Source organism: Kitasatospora sp. NPDC022785 (assembly GCF_055561295.1).
This window is the reverse complement of the sequence record NZ_JBVHHB010000005.1, coordinates 178,121-190,817: the sequence shown is the minus strand read 5'-3', so window position 1 is coordinate 190,817 and position 12,697 is coordinate 178,121. Positions and strand designations below refer to the sequence as shown.

Here is a 12,697-nt window from a genome sequence, read left to right as displayed (position 1 = left end):
GGAGCAGCCCGGCGGGCACGGGCCGGTGCGGCACCGGAGCCTGGGGTGGATGTCCGACGACCTGCCGCCACCGCCCCGGAACCGCATCGACATGCGGGCCTGGTGCCTGCTGCTGGGCTCGTTCACGGTGCTGATGGTCGCGTACTTCACCCTGCCGCTGCGCTTCTTCGGCGAGCATCGGCCGGTGCTCAGCTGGCTGTTCTTCGGCCTCGTCCTGACCGGCCTGAGCGCCCTGCTGCTCGCCCGGATCATCGACATCCTGAACGGCACCGGGCGCCGTCCGGGGGTCTGGCTGGTCTTCCTGATCTGCCTCTCGATGACCGTCTTCGCCGCCACCTACTACGTCCTCGGCGCCCAGCCCGACGAGTTCGTGGGGCTCAACACCCGGCTCGACGCGCTCTACTTCACCATCGTCACCATGTCCACGGTCGGCTACGGCGACATCACCGCGTCCGGGCAGGCGCCGCGGCTGGTGGTGATGCTGCAGATCACGTACAACTTCGTCTTCATCGCGACGGCGGCCGGGGCGCTGAGCCGTCAGGTCCGCAGCGGTGTCGAGAGCCGGGTACGGCGGCGCGGCTAGCGGCCTGCCGGTGAGCGAAGCAAAGGTCGCGCCCGGGAGCCAGGTCCGTCCGGCCGGCCTCAGCTCCGGCTCGTGTCGATGACACAGAAGCGGTTGCCGTCCGGGTCCGCGAGGACGACGAAGTCCGGGTCCTCCGGGTAGCTGTCCCAGTCCACGTGCCGGGCCCCGAGGGCGACCAGGCGCTCCACCTCGGCGGCCTGGTCGGCGGCGTCGGCCGCGTAGAGGTCGAGGTGGACGCGCGGGTGCTCCTGCACCGGCGACTCGCTGCGGCCGAGCGCCACCTGCACGCCGGCGCCCTTCGCGGGGACGAGGACGACCCAGCGGTCGTCGATCCCGTCGCGCGGCACGTAGTCGAGGGCGGCCGTCCAGAAGGCGACTGCGCGGCGGACGTCCTCGACGCCGAGGACGACGGAACCGATGGTCAGCATGTTTCCCACTTTCCAGGATGCGGGCGGCCTCGCCGCCGAGGGTGGTGTCCTGCGTCAACACCGTGAGCACATCGATCCGTTCCGGAGACGGCCCGGTGTCCTGGAGGGCGGCGGGCGCGTCGCCGCGGACGAGGGGGGCGGCGTCGCCGGTGACCGCCGCGATCAGGGCCCGGTCGACGGCCGGGTCGACGGCGTAGCGGCCGAGCGCCGTCGCGGCGTGCGGGCGGAGCCGGAAAAGGGTGAAGGGGCCCTTCTCCGCACCGCCGTGCGGAGGAGGGCCCCTTCGGGTTTCCGTGCGTGCCGGTCAGCGCTGGGGACGCAGGCGGCGCACGGCGATCAGGACGCCGGCGCCGAGGGCGACGAAGGCGGCGGCGGAGGCGGCGAGGAAGCCGTTGGTGGAGCTGGAGCCGGTCTGGGCGAGCTCGGGGGTGCCGGCGGGGGCGGTGGTGGCGGGGGCCGAGGGGGTGGCGGCCGAGGGGGTGGCGGCCGGGGCGGCGGCCGGAGCCTTGGTGGCGGGCGCGGTCGGGGCGGGGGTCTTGTCCTCGACGGGCTTGGCCGGGGCGGGCTTGGCCGGGGCGGTGGCCTTGGCGGTCGGCTTCGCGGTGGTGGTGGGCTTGGCGGCCGGGGTGTCCTGGCTGCGGGTGACGTTGACGGCCTTCAGGTCGGTGGCGCCGTTGGCCTCGGCGCCGGCGCGCCAGGCGTCGGTGACAAGCTCGACCTTGGTGACGCCCTTGGGGGTGCTCGGAGCGAGCGAGTAACGGAACTTGAAGGTCATGGAGGAGCCGTTGTCCAGTCGCTGGCGCTGGGTGAAGTCGGCGTCGACCGTGCGGTAGCAGCCGCCGACCACCGGCACGTCCTTCCAGGTGTTGGTGTGGTCCAGCCACTGGATGTGGACGTCCTGGGTGCGCAGTGCCGCGCCGCTGTTGGCGGTGTGGATGCCGAAGGTGGGCTGCATGCCCTGGGCGTCGATGCCGGTCTTGTTGGTGACCTTCACGGCGACCTCGTTCCACTTGCCGTCCGCGACGACGCTGGACTTGCCGGAGACGAAGGCGGCGTCGGGCGCGATCTCGGTGACGCCGGGGCCGCTCGCGGCGGCCTGCGGGCCACCGAGCCGCATGTCCCCGCAGGCCCAGGAGCTCTCGGCGGTCATGAGCTGGACGGAGCCGGCGAGGACGACGGTGGCGGCGAGGGTGGCGAGGCGGCGGCGGCCGGAGATCGAGCGGACGTTCTTCGCGATCGAGGGCATAACGGACTTGCGCATGACGTGAATCCCCAGGGTCATGGTGCGGATGGTGTGGTGAAGACGGCCGGCTGCCCGCTGTCGTCGAGCGGTAGCGCCCCCCGGCCTTTCCTTGCCGGTCTCGCTCTCCGTGCCTTCATCCGTATAGACGCGCATCCCCGCCGGGGGTTGCAGGTGAGTTCAAAAGTTTTTTCGGACTCTTTCGACCGGCCCGGCGAAGGGGTGCGGGAGGCCGGTCATCACCGGGGCCGGAGACCGGCGAGGCCCCCGCCCGGGTGGGCGGGGGGCCTTCGTGGTCGCGCTCAGTCGGGTATGCGGTGGCGGCCGGGTCTGGTGGACGGTTGGCGGATTTCGGGGCCGTAGTGGCCGGCCTGGCGGGCGATCCAGGCGTATTCGTGGGTGCCGTCGGGTAGTTGGCGCAGTTCCCAGCGGCCGTGTCGGGTGATGGGGGGTGGGGATTGCCGGTCGTCCTCGTCGTTGACTCTGAGGGCGGTGATGACGCCGAGGGCGACGGTGGCGAGGGCCAGTGCGAGGAGGGTGAGGAGGGCGGCGGCGACGAGGAAGCTCGCGGTGCCGGTTCTCATCGGTGGATGCCGATGACGCGGTGACCGAGGTGGGCGGCGAGGGCGTGGAGGAGCTCGTGGGCCTGGTCGTGGGTGAGCGGGAGGGCGAGCTGTTCGCCGGGGGGGGCGTGGATGTCGAGGTCGACGGCCGCGCGGAGCTGGAGGGCCGCGTCGGGGACGCGCTCGACGGTGAGGTAGGCGAGGGTGGTGCGTTCGGTGTGGACGGCCTGGCCGGCCATCGGGATCACGACTCCCACGGCTGGTCCCTTTCGGTGGCGCGGAGGAGGTGGAGGAGGTTGAGGAGGGTGGCGACGGGGGCGTGGCCGAAGTTGACGAGGATGCGGCCGTCGACGGTGCTGTGGTGGGTGGTGGCGGAGCCCCACTGGATGCCGAACCAGGCTCCGCGGTCGTGGAGTTCGCGCAGGAGGGCGGTGACGTGGGCGTCGGTGTAGTCGTGCATGCGGGGGTCGTCGGGGGAGAGCGGGATGCGGGGGCCGGTCACGCGGCGGCCTCCAGCTCGAACCAGACCACCTTGCCGCCGTGCTTGCGCGGGTCGGTGCCGAAGCGGTGGGTGAGCGAGCGGACGAGGTGCAGGCCTCGGCCGGACAGCTCGTAGGGGTCGGCGGACTGGACCGGTTCGGGGAGGGTGGGGCTGTCGTCGGCGACCGAGACCCGCAGGGTCCGGTTCAGGAGCAGGACCACGACCAGGGGCGCGGGGCTGCCACCGTGGCGCCAGGCGTTGACGTACAGCTCACAGAGGGCGAGTTCGGCATCCTGGATGAGGTCGTCGGGCCAGGAGGCGGTGGCGAGGGCGTCGCGCAGCTCCTCGCGGGCGGCGGACCAGTCGGGCGGGTTGAAGGCACACATGAGGAACCTCCGGACGAGGCTGAGTGGAGCGGGATTCGGTGTTCACCGGCGGATACGTCGCCGTGAGCCAGGCCAGGGCGGAGCTGGTTGATGCCACGCGTGGCTGCTCTGCGGTGCGCGGGCAGCAGGCGCCTACTGCCCTGGAAACAGGCGTTACTGACGATCCATCGGATCGATCTGAGGCGACCGTATCGCATGATCATGGTAACTTTTCCATGGATTCTGAATATTCCCTCTAACGTGGCAATGACGGGACTGGATGGACCCACGCGCAACCAGCGCGGCAGACTGGGACCACCCTTGCCCCGGAAGGAACTCATGGCCCGCACGAACCCAACACTCCGTCAACGACGGCTGGGCGTTGAGCTGCGAAGGATGCGTGAGCAGGCGGGCTTCGGCGGGAGCCAGCTCGGCCGAGCCGTCGGGATGAACCCAGCCCAGGTAACGCAGATGGAGTCAGGAAAGATCGGCATCAGTGTGGAGCGCCTGCGCACCATCGCCGCGACGTGCATGTGCGTCAACCAGCCACTGCTCGATGCCCTCGCCGAGATCATCACGGATCGCGGGAAGGCGGGCTGGTGGGAGGAGTACCGCGAGACTCTGACGACTGACTTTCTTGAGGTCGCGGAGCTCGAAGGCCACGCACGGACGCTCTCCACGTACACGACCACGTTCATCCCCGGGCTGCTCCAGACCGGCGCTTACGCATCAGCGCTTTTCGCCCAGGCGTACCCACCACTGGCGCGCCATGAGGTCGATCTCAGAACGGCCTTCCGCATGCAGCGACAGCGCGTGGTGCGGTCCGGAGCGACGCCGTACTCGGCCTTCATCCATGAGGCGGCGCTGCGCATGGAGTTCAGCGGCCCGAAGACTGTCACCGGGCAACTCGACGCTCTCATCGAAGACTCCGAGATCCCGAGCATCTCGGTTCGGGTGGTTCCGTTTCATGCCGATGCAGTCCCTAGCCCCAGCGAGAACTTCACCTATGCCGGTGGACCAGTTACCGAACTGGACGCCGCCCAGATGGACACGGGCCACGGCATTCAGCTCTTCGACTCCCCAGCCCACCTCGCACGGTTTCGCGCCCTCCTCGAACGGATGACATCAAGTGCCTTTTCCGAGGAGGACTCCCGGGACTTCATCCGTTCCATCAAGAAGGAAATGGAAAGTAAGCATGCCTAGCTCCACCTGGCAGAAGTCCAGCTACTCCGGCGCCAGTGACAACTGTGTCGAGGTACGCACCACTGGCGGGCTGGTCGACCTCCGCGAGTCCGACGACGCCGACGTCATCGTCCGCACCACCCCCACCAAGTTCGCCGCACTCCTCCAAGGCATCAAGGCCGGCGAGTTCGACCACCACGCCGCCCCCACCACATGACCGAACGGCTCCTCGCTCAACCGAGCGAGGAGCCGAAAGCACCGGTGGCCGGAAAGAAGTGGCGAGCAATCGTGACTGGTTCCGTATGGCAGAAGTCCAGCTACTCCAGCGCGAACGACGAGTGCGTCGAGGTGCGAACCGTCGCCGGGCTGGTCGACCTCCGCGAATCCGACGACGCCGACGTCATCGTCCGCACCACCCCCACCAAGTTTGCCGCACTCCTCCAAGGCATCAAGGCCGGCGAGTTCGACCACCACGCCGCCCCCACCACATGACCGAACGGCTCCTCGCTCACCCGAGCGAGGGGACCGCTTCCAGCTGAATCACCGGGCCCGACGGCATCAGGACACCGCGCCACTATGAGCGCCGCCATCAGCCCCCCACTCAGATCGGCAGCTCCCGCCCCGCATCGCCCGCCGAGGCGTCGAGTCCTCCCAGCGCCTCGGTCGGCACCGATGGGTGATCGATCGCACTGTCGCCCGGCTCGGCGGCATCCGTCGGCTCCACCGCCGTTACGAACGCGAGGCCGACCACTTCGCGGCCTTCGCCAGCATTGCCGCAGCCCTCATCTGCCACCGCAGACTCTGCAGATGAGAAGCCATCTCGGAGCAGATCAGCCGGGTCCGGCGCATCCTGATGCAGTCCGGGCCGGAGTGCCGGGCGGCCGCCGGCCACGGGACGGTGCCGCCGCCGTCCCGTGGCCTGCTGCCACTGTGTCAGCCCTGGTTCCGCTGGCGGAGTTCGACCCGGTTGCCGTCGGGGTCGAGCGCCGTGATGCGGACGCCGTAGGGGTAGTGCACCGGCCCGGGCTCGACGAACCGGACGCCGCGCGCCTGGAGCACCTTGAACTCCGCCTCCAGGTCGTCGGATTCGATGAAGACCGAACCCACGACGACCGCCCCTTCGGCCTCGACCACCGGACCCTGTCCCGAGCCGCCGGACCACAGGATGATCTCGACCGGGTCGTCGCCCGCGGCGACCGTCAGGAAGCGGCCGTCGGGGCCCGGGTAGTCGATGCGCTTGTTCAGCCCGAGGCCCTCCGTGTAGAAGGCCAGGGCCCGGTCCTGGTCGGTCACGTAGACGGCCACGTACATCAGGTTCTTCAACATCCGTGTCTCCCTCGCTCATTGGCGCCTGGTCAAAGCACCGACGGACCGGAACGGGGAGATGTGACAGCGGACGGCCGGCGATTTCCGCCCGCGGCGGCCGTCAGGCCCGGATGAGCCCCTCCGGGAGGTAGCCGGAGCGGACGCCGAGCGACCAGCCGCACGTCTGGACGGCGACGGCGGCCAGCGCGATCGCGCCGACCGGCAGCAGGCTCCCCGGCTCCGGGTCGGGGCCGGCCTCCTCGCGGTGCCGGCGGAGACGGTCGGCCAGGGCCTGGTCGAAGGCCGGCCGGTCGTCGTCGAGGAGGACGCGCAGCAGCCGCTGGTCGGGGGTGAGCACACAGGCCGCGTCCAGCCGACGGGCCGCCTCCGCGCGCGTGTCGGCGGCCGGCTTGACCAGGGGTTCGGACGCGATCCGCGACCGGGGCCAGGTGCCCGCCAGGTCGGGCAGGTACGCGCAGAACGCGTCCATCTCGGCGAGGTCGGCCGGGTCGGAGACCGACTCCAGCCGCGAGTACGGCACCCCGTCGCGGATCGCCGGCGCGTAGTCCTCCTTGAGCAGCGGGCCGACCAGCCGCGCCGGCTCCCGGAGCAGGCCGGTGATCACAGCCATCGCGAACGCGTCCACCCAGGTCCGCGCGGTGGGCGCCTCGTCCACGGCGTCCCCGAAGGCGAAGGTCTCGCTGGAGAGCCTCTGGTCGACGAGCGGGAGGACGACCTCGAAGTCGCCCTCGGGGAAGGCCCCGAGGCTCAGCACCCCGAGGCTGCACTCCGCCGCGGTCCGCAGGGCCAGCCGGGCGGGGGCACCGTCGAGCGCGGGGTCCTCCAGGGTGCACGCGGCGGCGTGGTCGAGGAGCTCGCCGCCCATCTCGCGCATCCGCTTCAGCGAGAGGCTGTCGTAGCGCAGCCCGTGCCAGCGGCCGAAGGCCCGGCCCCTGATGCCCTCCAGGGCCGCGGCGATGCGCTCCTCGCCCACCTGGTGACGCGTCACTTCCTGCACGTCCGCTCCCCTCCCGTGATCGTCAAAGCCGGTCACGACGCTAACAGGAGGGTCCACGAGACGAACCGTCTCGTCTTGACGATCACTCCCGAGTGATCCATAGTGGAGCTCACGAGACGAACCGTCTCGTTCAATCAGTGGGCAGAGACCGAGAGGCCATCGCGATGACTCGAAACACCACCGACCGCGTCTGGTTCGTCACCGGCGCGTCCAGCGGCCTCGGCCTCGCCTTCACCCGCGCCGCGCTCGCCGCCGGCGACCGGGTCGTGGCCACCGCCCGCCGCACCGCCCTCCTCGACCCGACCCTCGCCGAACACCCCGGCCGGCTCGTCGTCCTCCCCCTCGACGTCACCGACCGCGAAGCCGTCGCGGCCACCGTCGACAAGGCCGCCGCCGCCTTCGGCCGCATCGACGTCGTCGTCAACAACGCCGGCATCATGACCAGCGGAACCGTCGAGGAGTTCACCGAGACCGACGCCCGCGCCCAGCTCGAAACCAACTTCTTCGGCGCCCTCTGGGTCACCCAGGCCGTCCTCCCCCACCTGCGGGCCCGACGGAGCGGCCACATCATCCAGATCTCCAGCGTCGGCGGCATCATCGGCTTCGCCACCACCGGGCTCTACAGCGCCGGCAAGTGGGCGCTGGAAGGCATGACCGAGGCACTCGCCCAGGAGGTCGCGCCGTTCGGCATCAAGGTCACCATCGTCGAACCCGGCGGCTACGCCACCGACCTCTACACCACCATGCGCACCCAGCCCCGCCACGAGGCCTACGAGCCCCTGCACACCGCCCTCGCCGAGATGTGGGGCGACGCCGAGGACGCCGACCCGGCCAAGGCCGCCGACGCCGTCCTCGCCCTCGTCGACAGCGACCAGCCACCCCTGCGCCTCGTCCTCGGCAGCGCCATGTACGACGTCGCCCAGGACGCCGCCGACCGGCGCAAGGCGGACTGGGCCGGCTGGGAGGCCACCAGCCGCGCTGCGGGCTGATGGCCACCCGCCCGGCACCGGCCGGGGAGCGGGAAGTCGGACCGGCCGACTTCCCACTCCCCGGCCGGACGGTCACCCGGTGGCGCCCTGGGTGATCCACCCGGCGTGCCGGCGCATTCGCTCCCGGTCACCGGGGAAGCAGCTCTCCCACTCCTCGTCCAGGGGCGTCCAGGCCGCCGGTTGGCCCTCCTCCGCCACCAGGGGAACCGCCGCGTCCACGACCGCGACGTAGGACAGGCTCAGTGTGGCGGGGGCGCCGGGGTGATAGGAGCGAACGGCCGCCAGGGCCGGCCGGTGGAGCAACTCGGTGCGCAGACCGGCCTCTTCGAGGAGTTCTCGGCGGGCGGCGGCGCGGGGCGTCTCGCCCGGCTCGACCTGGCCACCCGGTGGGACCCAGCCCCGCCAACGGTGCCGCACCAGCAGGACGCGGCTGAGCTGCCGGTCGAAGACCCAGACCTCGGCACCGAGCGGGCCCGCCGGCTCCGGGCCGGCGGCTGCCAACCAGGCCTGGACGTCACCGAGTTCGACGGCAGCAAGGCGGGCGTCGGCGGCGGCCCACTCCATTTCTTCGCGTGTCACCTGCCGACCGTACCGGGCAGGTCCGACAGGACGCACCGAAGCAGAGGTCCGCGTTCAGTCGTTCTGGTTGTGGTCGGCCGCCGCGTTGAGGGAGGTGATCAGGACGCCGAGCCGGGTGTTCCAGTTCGCGGACGTCAGAGCGTCGATGGCGTGCTTCTTCGCCATGTCCCGGACGATCTTCTGGGCGTTCTTCAACTCCTGCACCGCGTCATCCGGTTGGCCCTGGTTGAGGCGGGCGGAGGCGTCGTCGAGGGTGTGCAGCAGGTCGACCTGGCGGTCGCGCTCCTTGGCGATCTGGGCCTGGGCGACGGCCTGGCGCAGGGCGTTCAGCTGCGCGGCCGCGGCCTGGCCGCGCGGCGGGGTGGGGGTGGAGGTGGCCGACGGGGTCGGGAGCGCGGCCGGGGTGGTGGGTGCGGGGGTGGTCGCGGCGGGCGTGGACACCGGGGCGGCCGACGCGGTCTGGGAGGGCTTGGTGGCGGCGGGAGGGGCGGCGGCCGAGGTGCCCGGGTCGTCGAATGCGGTGAGCGCGAGCATCGCGGCACCCGCGACCCCCACCAGGCCGAGCGCGCCGAAGACCAGCGGCTTGCGGCGGCTCTCCCGGGCGGGCGCGGGCAGCGGCTCGGCGTGGAACGGCGGCCGCGACGGGACGGGCGCCATCACCGAGGTGGCCGCCACCGGCTGCACCGGGACGGGCGGCAGGAGCTGGGTGGCCTGACCGGCCGAGGCGGTCGCGAGGAGTTCGCCGGTCGGGTCGCCGACCACCAGCCCGGGTATGCAGGAGAGCAGTTCGGACCGGGCCGCCGCCGCGTCGGCCGGCCGGTCGGCCGGGTTCTTGGCGAGCAGCCGCAGCACTGCGGCGTCCAGCGCCGCCGGCACGCCCGCCCGTCTCGCGGAGGGCGGCAGCGGCTGCTCGCTGACGTGCTTGAACGCGATCGCCACCGGGGTCTCGGCGGTGAACGGGGTGGCGCCGGTGAGCATCTCGGTCAGCACGCAGCCGACCGCGTAGAGGTCGGTGCGTCCGTCCAGCTCGGACGCCGTGGCCTGCTCGGGCGAGAGGTAGGCCGCCGTACCCAGCACCGAAGCGGTCTGGGTGAGGTTGTGGGAGGAGCCGGCCCGGGCGATGCCGAAGTCGACGACCTTCACCCCGCCGTCGTCGGTGATCATGATGTTGCCGGGCTTGATGTCGCGGTGCACCAGGCCGGCGCCGTGCGCGACGGTCAGCGCCTCGCAGACGGCCGCCGCGATGCCGACCGCCCGCTCCACCGGCAGGCCGGGCTGCTGGGTGAGCACGGTGGCCAGCGACCGGCCGTTCACCAGCTCCATGACGATGTACGGCGAGCCCTGGTCCACGCCGGAGTCGAAGACCATGACGATCCTCGGGTGCACCAGCATCGCGGCGTGCTGCGCCTCGCGGCCGAACCGCTCGGCGAAGCGCGGGTCGTCGGCGAGGCCCCCGTTGAGGACCTTGACGGCCACCTGGCGGCCCAGCACGTGGTCCACGCCCCGCCAGACGGTGGCCATGCCGCCGACGCCGAGTATCTCGACGAGTTCGTAACGCCCGTTAAGCGCCCGTCCGATCACTGGAACCGCTCCCCTCACGTGCCCTGCCCGGGGTCCCGGACCGCCTCGTGCACCTGTGCACGATAGCCCCCTGTCCCCACGGGCTCCGGCGGAGCATCGACCCCGGCGGAGACGGCCGGCACCCGCAGGCTGCCGTACCGCTGCATCCGCTGCCAGCGCAGCCGGGAGCCGGCCACCGCGGTGAAGACCGACTGGATCACCACCAGGTACATCAGCTGCCGGTAGACGAACTGCTGGAGGGGCAGGCTCCACAGCGGGCCGAGACGCTCCTTGTCCAGCCGGAAGGCGTAGACGCCCATCAGCAGCTGGACCAGCAGGAACGCCAGCCAGAGGCCGACGATCCGCAGCGGGTCGAGGAAGGCCAGCCCGTACAGCGCGAAAACGTCCACCACGGGGGCGAGAAGCGGCAGCAGCACCTGGAACATCAGGAGGTAGCCGAGACCGCGCCGTCCCAACTTGCCGGCCTGCCCGTGCTGCCGGAGCGCGCCGCGGTGCTTCCACATCGCCTGAAGGGTGCCGTAGCACCAGCGGTAGCGCTGCCGCCAGAGCGCGCTCAGCGAGGCCGGTGCCTCCGTCCAGGCCTTGGCGCGCTCCTCGTACACGACCCGCCAGCCGTCCCGGCAGAGGGCCATGGTCAGGTCGGTGTCCTCGGCCAGTGTCTCGTCGCCGACACCGCCGACCGCGAGCACCGCCGAGCGCCGGAAGGCGCCGACCGCGCCCGGAACGGTGGGCATGCACTCGGCGAGGTCGAAGAGCCGGCGGTCCAGGTTGAAGCCGACCACGTACTCGATGTGCTGCCAGCGGCCGAGCAGTCCGCCCCGGTTGACCACCTTGGCATTGCCGGAGACGGCACCCACCGACGGGTCGGCGAAGGGCTGCACCAGCATCCGGACGGCGTCCGGCTCGAAGACGGTGTCACCGTCGACCATCACCAGCAGCTCGGCGCGGGCGGCGGCGATACCGGTGTTGAGCGCGGCCGGCTTGCCCGCGTTCTCCTGCCGGATCACCCGGACGTAGGGCAGGTCCAGCGACTCCACCAGGTCGGCGGTGCCGTCGGTCGAGCCGTCGTCGACCACGATGATCTCGACCGGGTGGTCGGAGGCGAGCAGTGAGCGGACGGCGGCCTCGATGCCGGCCGACTCGTTGTAGGCGGGCACGATCACGCTGACCGGCTCGGTGACCGGCGGGCCCCACGGCCGCCGGCGGCGCAGCTTCTTGTGCCGGCGGGCGGCGACCAGGACGGCGGCCGCGCGCAGCACGCTGACCGCGCCCGCCGCGTAGAGCAGCCAGCCCAGGACGGTCAGCGTCCAGTCGCCGGTCCGCAGGACCTGGATCAGGGCCAGGCCCTGCCAGTGCTCGGCCCCGGTGGCCGGGTGGACCGGGTCGGGCAGGCCGACCGACTCGCTGACGGTGGTGAAGCGGTAGCCGAGCCCCTTCATCTGGGGCAGCAGGCCGTCCAGCGCGGCGACGGTCTGCATGCGGTCGCCGCCCGCGTCGTGCATCAGCACGATCTGGCCCTGCCGGTTGCCGGGCTCGCCGATGACCGTGTTCACGATGGACGCGATGCCCGGGCGGCGCCAGTCCTCGCTGTCCCGGGTGGTGAGCACGGTGAGGTAGCCCTCGCGGCCGGCCTGCCGGACGGCGGACCAGGCCGGGTCGTCCAGGGCGTCGGCGGTGGACGCGTACGGCGGGCGCAGCAGTGAGCTGGTAACCCCGGCGGCACCGGCCAGGGTCAGCTGGGACTCCCGCAGCTCCAGCGAACGACGCCAGGCGGGCTGGGAACCGAGGTCGGTGTGGGTGAAGGTGTGCACGCCCAGCTGGTGGCCCTCGGCGACGATCCGGCGGACCAGGTCGGGGTGGGCGGCGGCCTGGGTGCCGACCACGAAGAAGGTGGCGTGCACGCCGTTGCGGCGCAGGGTGTCCAGGATCTCCGGGGTCCAGCGGGGGTCCGGGCCGTCGTCGAAGGTCAGCGCGACGGTGCCGGGCTTGGGCATGGCGGTGCGCGGCTGCGGGCCGGCCGCGTCGATCACCGGGCCGCCCGTGCGGACCTGCTCGGGGACGGCCTCCGAGCCTGCCTGGCGGGCGGCCTGGTCGGGGCGGTGGTCGTAGAGGTGCTGGGTGTAGCCCTGGATCAGCAGGGTGGCGCCGAGGGTGAGCAGCAGCGCGGTCAGCAGCAGCCAGTGGGTGCGCAGCGGGCCCTGACGGACGACGCCGCGCCGGCCGCGGCGGGCCTGCGGGGCGGGGGCGGGACCGGGACGGCCGGTTCTTCGACGGCGGGAGGTGCTCACGGGGGCGCTTTCGGGAGGGGCCCGGTCCGGGGACTCCGACGGCCGGGTGCGCGGAGCTTCACGAAGCTCCGCGCAGGCCACGGCGGGGGTCGGGA

Annotated in this window: 16 protein-coding genes and 1 pseudogene; 6 read left to right on the top strand and 11 right to left on the bottom strand. The window is 72.0% G+C overall.

Going from position 1 to position 12,697, the window contains the following annotated elements; all coding sequences use genetic code 11:
• The first annotated feature begins 49 nt into the window (after window positions 1–49).
• Complete coding sequence (locus ACZ3YO_RS10945; protein WP_465567659.1) at window positions 50–583, top strand: potassium channel family protein; 534 nt, start codon at window positions 50–52, stop codon at window positions 581–583.
• Between the two features lie 59 nt (window positions 584–642).
• Here ACZ3YO_RS10945 and ACZ3YO_RS10940 read toward each other — a convergent pair whose 3' ends face one another.
• The 6 genes from ACZ3YO_RS10940 to ACZ3YO_RS10915 all read right to left on the bottom strand — a co-directional run bounded on the left by ACZ3YO_RS10940 (window position 643) and on the right by ACZ3YO_RS10915 (window position 3,681).
• Window positions 643–1,011: a VOC family protein gene (locus ACZ3YO_RS10940; RefSeq protein WP_465567657.1), complete on the bottom strand. Its 369-nt coding sequence runs from the start codon at window positions 1,009–1,011 to the stop codon at window positions 643–645.
• 304 nt (window positions 1,012–1,315) lie between these two features.
• Window positions 1,316–2,293, bottom strand: coding sequence for an LPXTG cell wall anchor domain-containing protein (locus ACZ3YO_RS10935; protein WP_465567654.1), 978 nt, complete (start codon window positions 2,291–2,293; stop codon window positions 1,316–1,318).
• Between the two features lie 260 nt (window positions 2,294–2,553).
• The gene (locus tag ACZ3YO_RS10930) at window positions 2,554–2,835 is read right to left on the bottom strand and encodes a hypothetical protein (RefSeq protein WP_465567651.1); all 282 of its coding nucleotides are present in this window, start codon (window positions 2,833–2,835) and stop codon (window positions 2,554–2,556) included.
• On the bottom strand, window positions 2,832–3,071 hold the full coding sequence (locus tag ACZ3YO_RS10925) for a hypothetical protein (protein WP_465567648.1): 240 nt from the start codon (window positions 3,069–3,071) through the stop codon (window positions 2,832–2,834). The genes ACZ3YO_RS10930 and ACZ3YO_RS10925 overlap by 4 nt, the downstream gene beginning before the upstream one ends.
• Window positions 3,059–3,316: a hypothetical protein gene (locus tag ACZ3YO_RS10920; RefSeq protein ID WP_405360668.1), complete on the bottom strand. Its 258-nt coding sequence runs from the start codon at window positions 3,314–3,316 to the stop codon at window positions 3,059–3,061. Before ACZ3YO_RS10920 ends, ACZ3YO_RS10925 begins: the two co-directional genes overlap by 13 nt.
• A complete protein-coding gene (locus ACZ3YO_RS10915; RefSeq protein ID WP_465567645.1) occupies window positions 3,313–3,681 on the bottom strand; it encodes an ATP-binding protein in 369 nt (122 codons plus the stop codon). Before ACZ3YO_RS10915 ends, ACZ3YO_RS10920 begins: the two co-directional genes overlap by 4 nt.
• 90 nt (window positions 3,682–3,771) lie before the next feature.
• Between ACZ3YO_RS10915 and ACZ3YO_RS10910 the strand changes: the two genes are divergently transcribed.
• The 4 genes and pseudogenes from ACZ3YO_RS10910 to ACZ3YO_RS10895 all read left to right on the top strand — a co-directional run.
• On the top strand, window positions 3,772–4,863 hold the full coding sequence (locus ACZ3YO_RS10910) for a helix-turn-helix domain-containing protein (RefSeq protein ID WP_465567642.1): 1,092 nt from the start codon (window positions 3,772–3,774) through the stop codon (window positions 4,861–4,863).
• Complete coding sequence (locus ACZ3YO_RS10905) at window positions 4,856–5,059, top strand: DUF397 domain-containing protein (protein ID WP_465567639.1); 204 nt, start codon at window positions 4,856–4,858, stop codon at window positions 5,057–5,059. Before ACZ3YO_RS10910 ends, ACZ3YO_RS10905 begins: the two co-directional genes overlap by 8 nt.
• Before the next feature lie 71 nt (window positions 5,060–5,130).
• On the top strand, window positions 5,131–5,334 hold the full coding sequence (locus tag ACZ3YO_RS10900; protein WP_465567636.1) for a DUF397 domain-containing protein: 204 nt from the start codon (window positions 5,131–5,133) through the stop codon (window positions 5,332–5,334).
• A gap of 115 nt (window positions 5,335–5,449) precedes the next feature.
• A pseudogene (locus ACZ3YO_RS10895) lies at window positions 5,450–5,653 on the top strand (IS5/IS1182 family transposase); the annotation flags it as partial.
• 122 nt (window positions 5,654–5,775) lie between these two features.
• Here the strand turns inward: ACZ3YO_RS10895 and ACZ3YO_RS10890 are convergent.
• Together ACZ3YO_RS10890 and ACZ3YO_RS10885 are read right to left on the bottom strand one after the other, a co-directional pair.
• Window positions 5,776–6,168, bottom strand: coding sequence for a VOC family protein (locus tag ACZ3YO_RS10890; RefSeq protein WP_465567633.1), 393 nt, complete (start codon window positions 6,166–6,168; stop codon window positions 5,776–5,778).
• Window positions 6,169–6,268: 100 nt separating this feature from the next.
• A complete protein-coding gene (locus ACZ3YO_RS10885) occupies window positions 6,269–7,165 on the bottom strand; it encodes an immunity 49 family protein (RefSeq protein ID WP_465567630.1) in 897 nt (298 codons plus the stop codon).
• Window positions 7,166–7,329: 164 nt separating this feature from the next.
• Between ACZ3YO_RS10885 and ACZ3YO_RS10880 the strand changes: the two genes are divergently transcribed.
• Entirely contained in the window at window positions 7,330–8,154 is an 825-nt protein-coding gene (locus tag ACZ3YO_RS10880) for an SDR family NAD(P)-dependent oxidoreductase (protein ID WP_465567628.1), read from the top strand.
• A gap of 72 nt (window positions 8,155–8,226) precedes the next feature.
• On the opposite strand, the gene ACZ3YO_RS10875 is transcribed toward ACZ3YO_RS10880, so the two are convergent.
• The 3 genes from ACZ3YO_RS10875 to ACZ3YO_RS10865 are packed head-to-tail and all read right to left on the bottom strand — an operon-like array spanning window position 8,227 to window position 12,602.
• The gene (locus tag ACZ3YO_RS10875; RefSeq protein ID WP_465567623.1) at window positions 8,227–8,733 is read right to left on the bottom strand and encodes an NUDIX domain-containing protein; all 507 of its coding nucleotides are present in this window, start codon (window positions 8,731–8,733) and stop codon (window positions 8,227–8,229) included.
• Window positions 8,734–8,787: 54 nt separating this feature from the next.
• Window positions 8,788–10,314 carry a protein kinase domain-containing protein gene (locus tag ACZ3YO_RS10870; protein ID WP_465567620.1) on the bottom strand — a complete coding sequence of 509 codons (1,527 nt, stop codon included), beginning with the start codon at window positions 10,312–10,314 and terminating at the stop codon, window positions 8,788–8,790.
• 14 nt (window positions 10,315–10,328) lie between these two features.
• The gene (locus ACZ3YO_RS10865; protein WP_465567617.1) at window positions 10,329–12,602 is read right to left on the bottom strand and encodes a bifunctional polysaccharide deacetylase/glycosyltransferase family 2 protein; all 2,274 of its coding nucleotides are present in this window, start codon (window positions 12,600–12,602) and stop codon (window positions 10,329–10,331) included.
• Window positions 12,603–12,697: the final 95 nt, after the last annotated feature.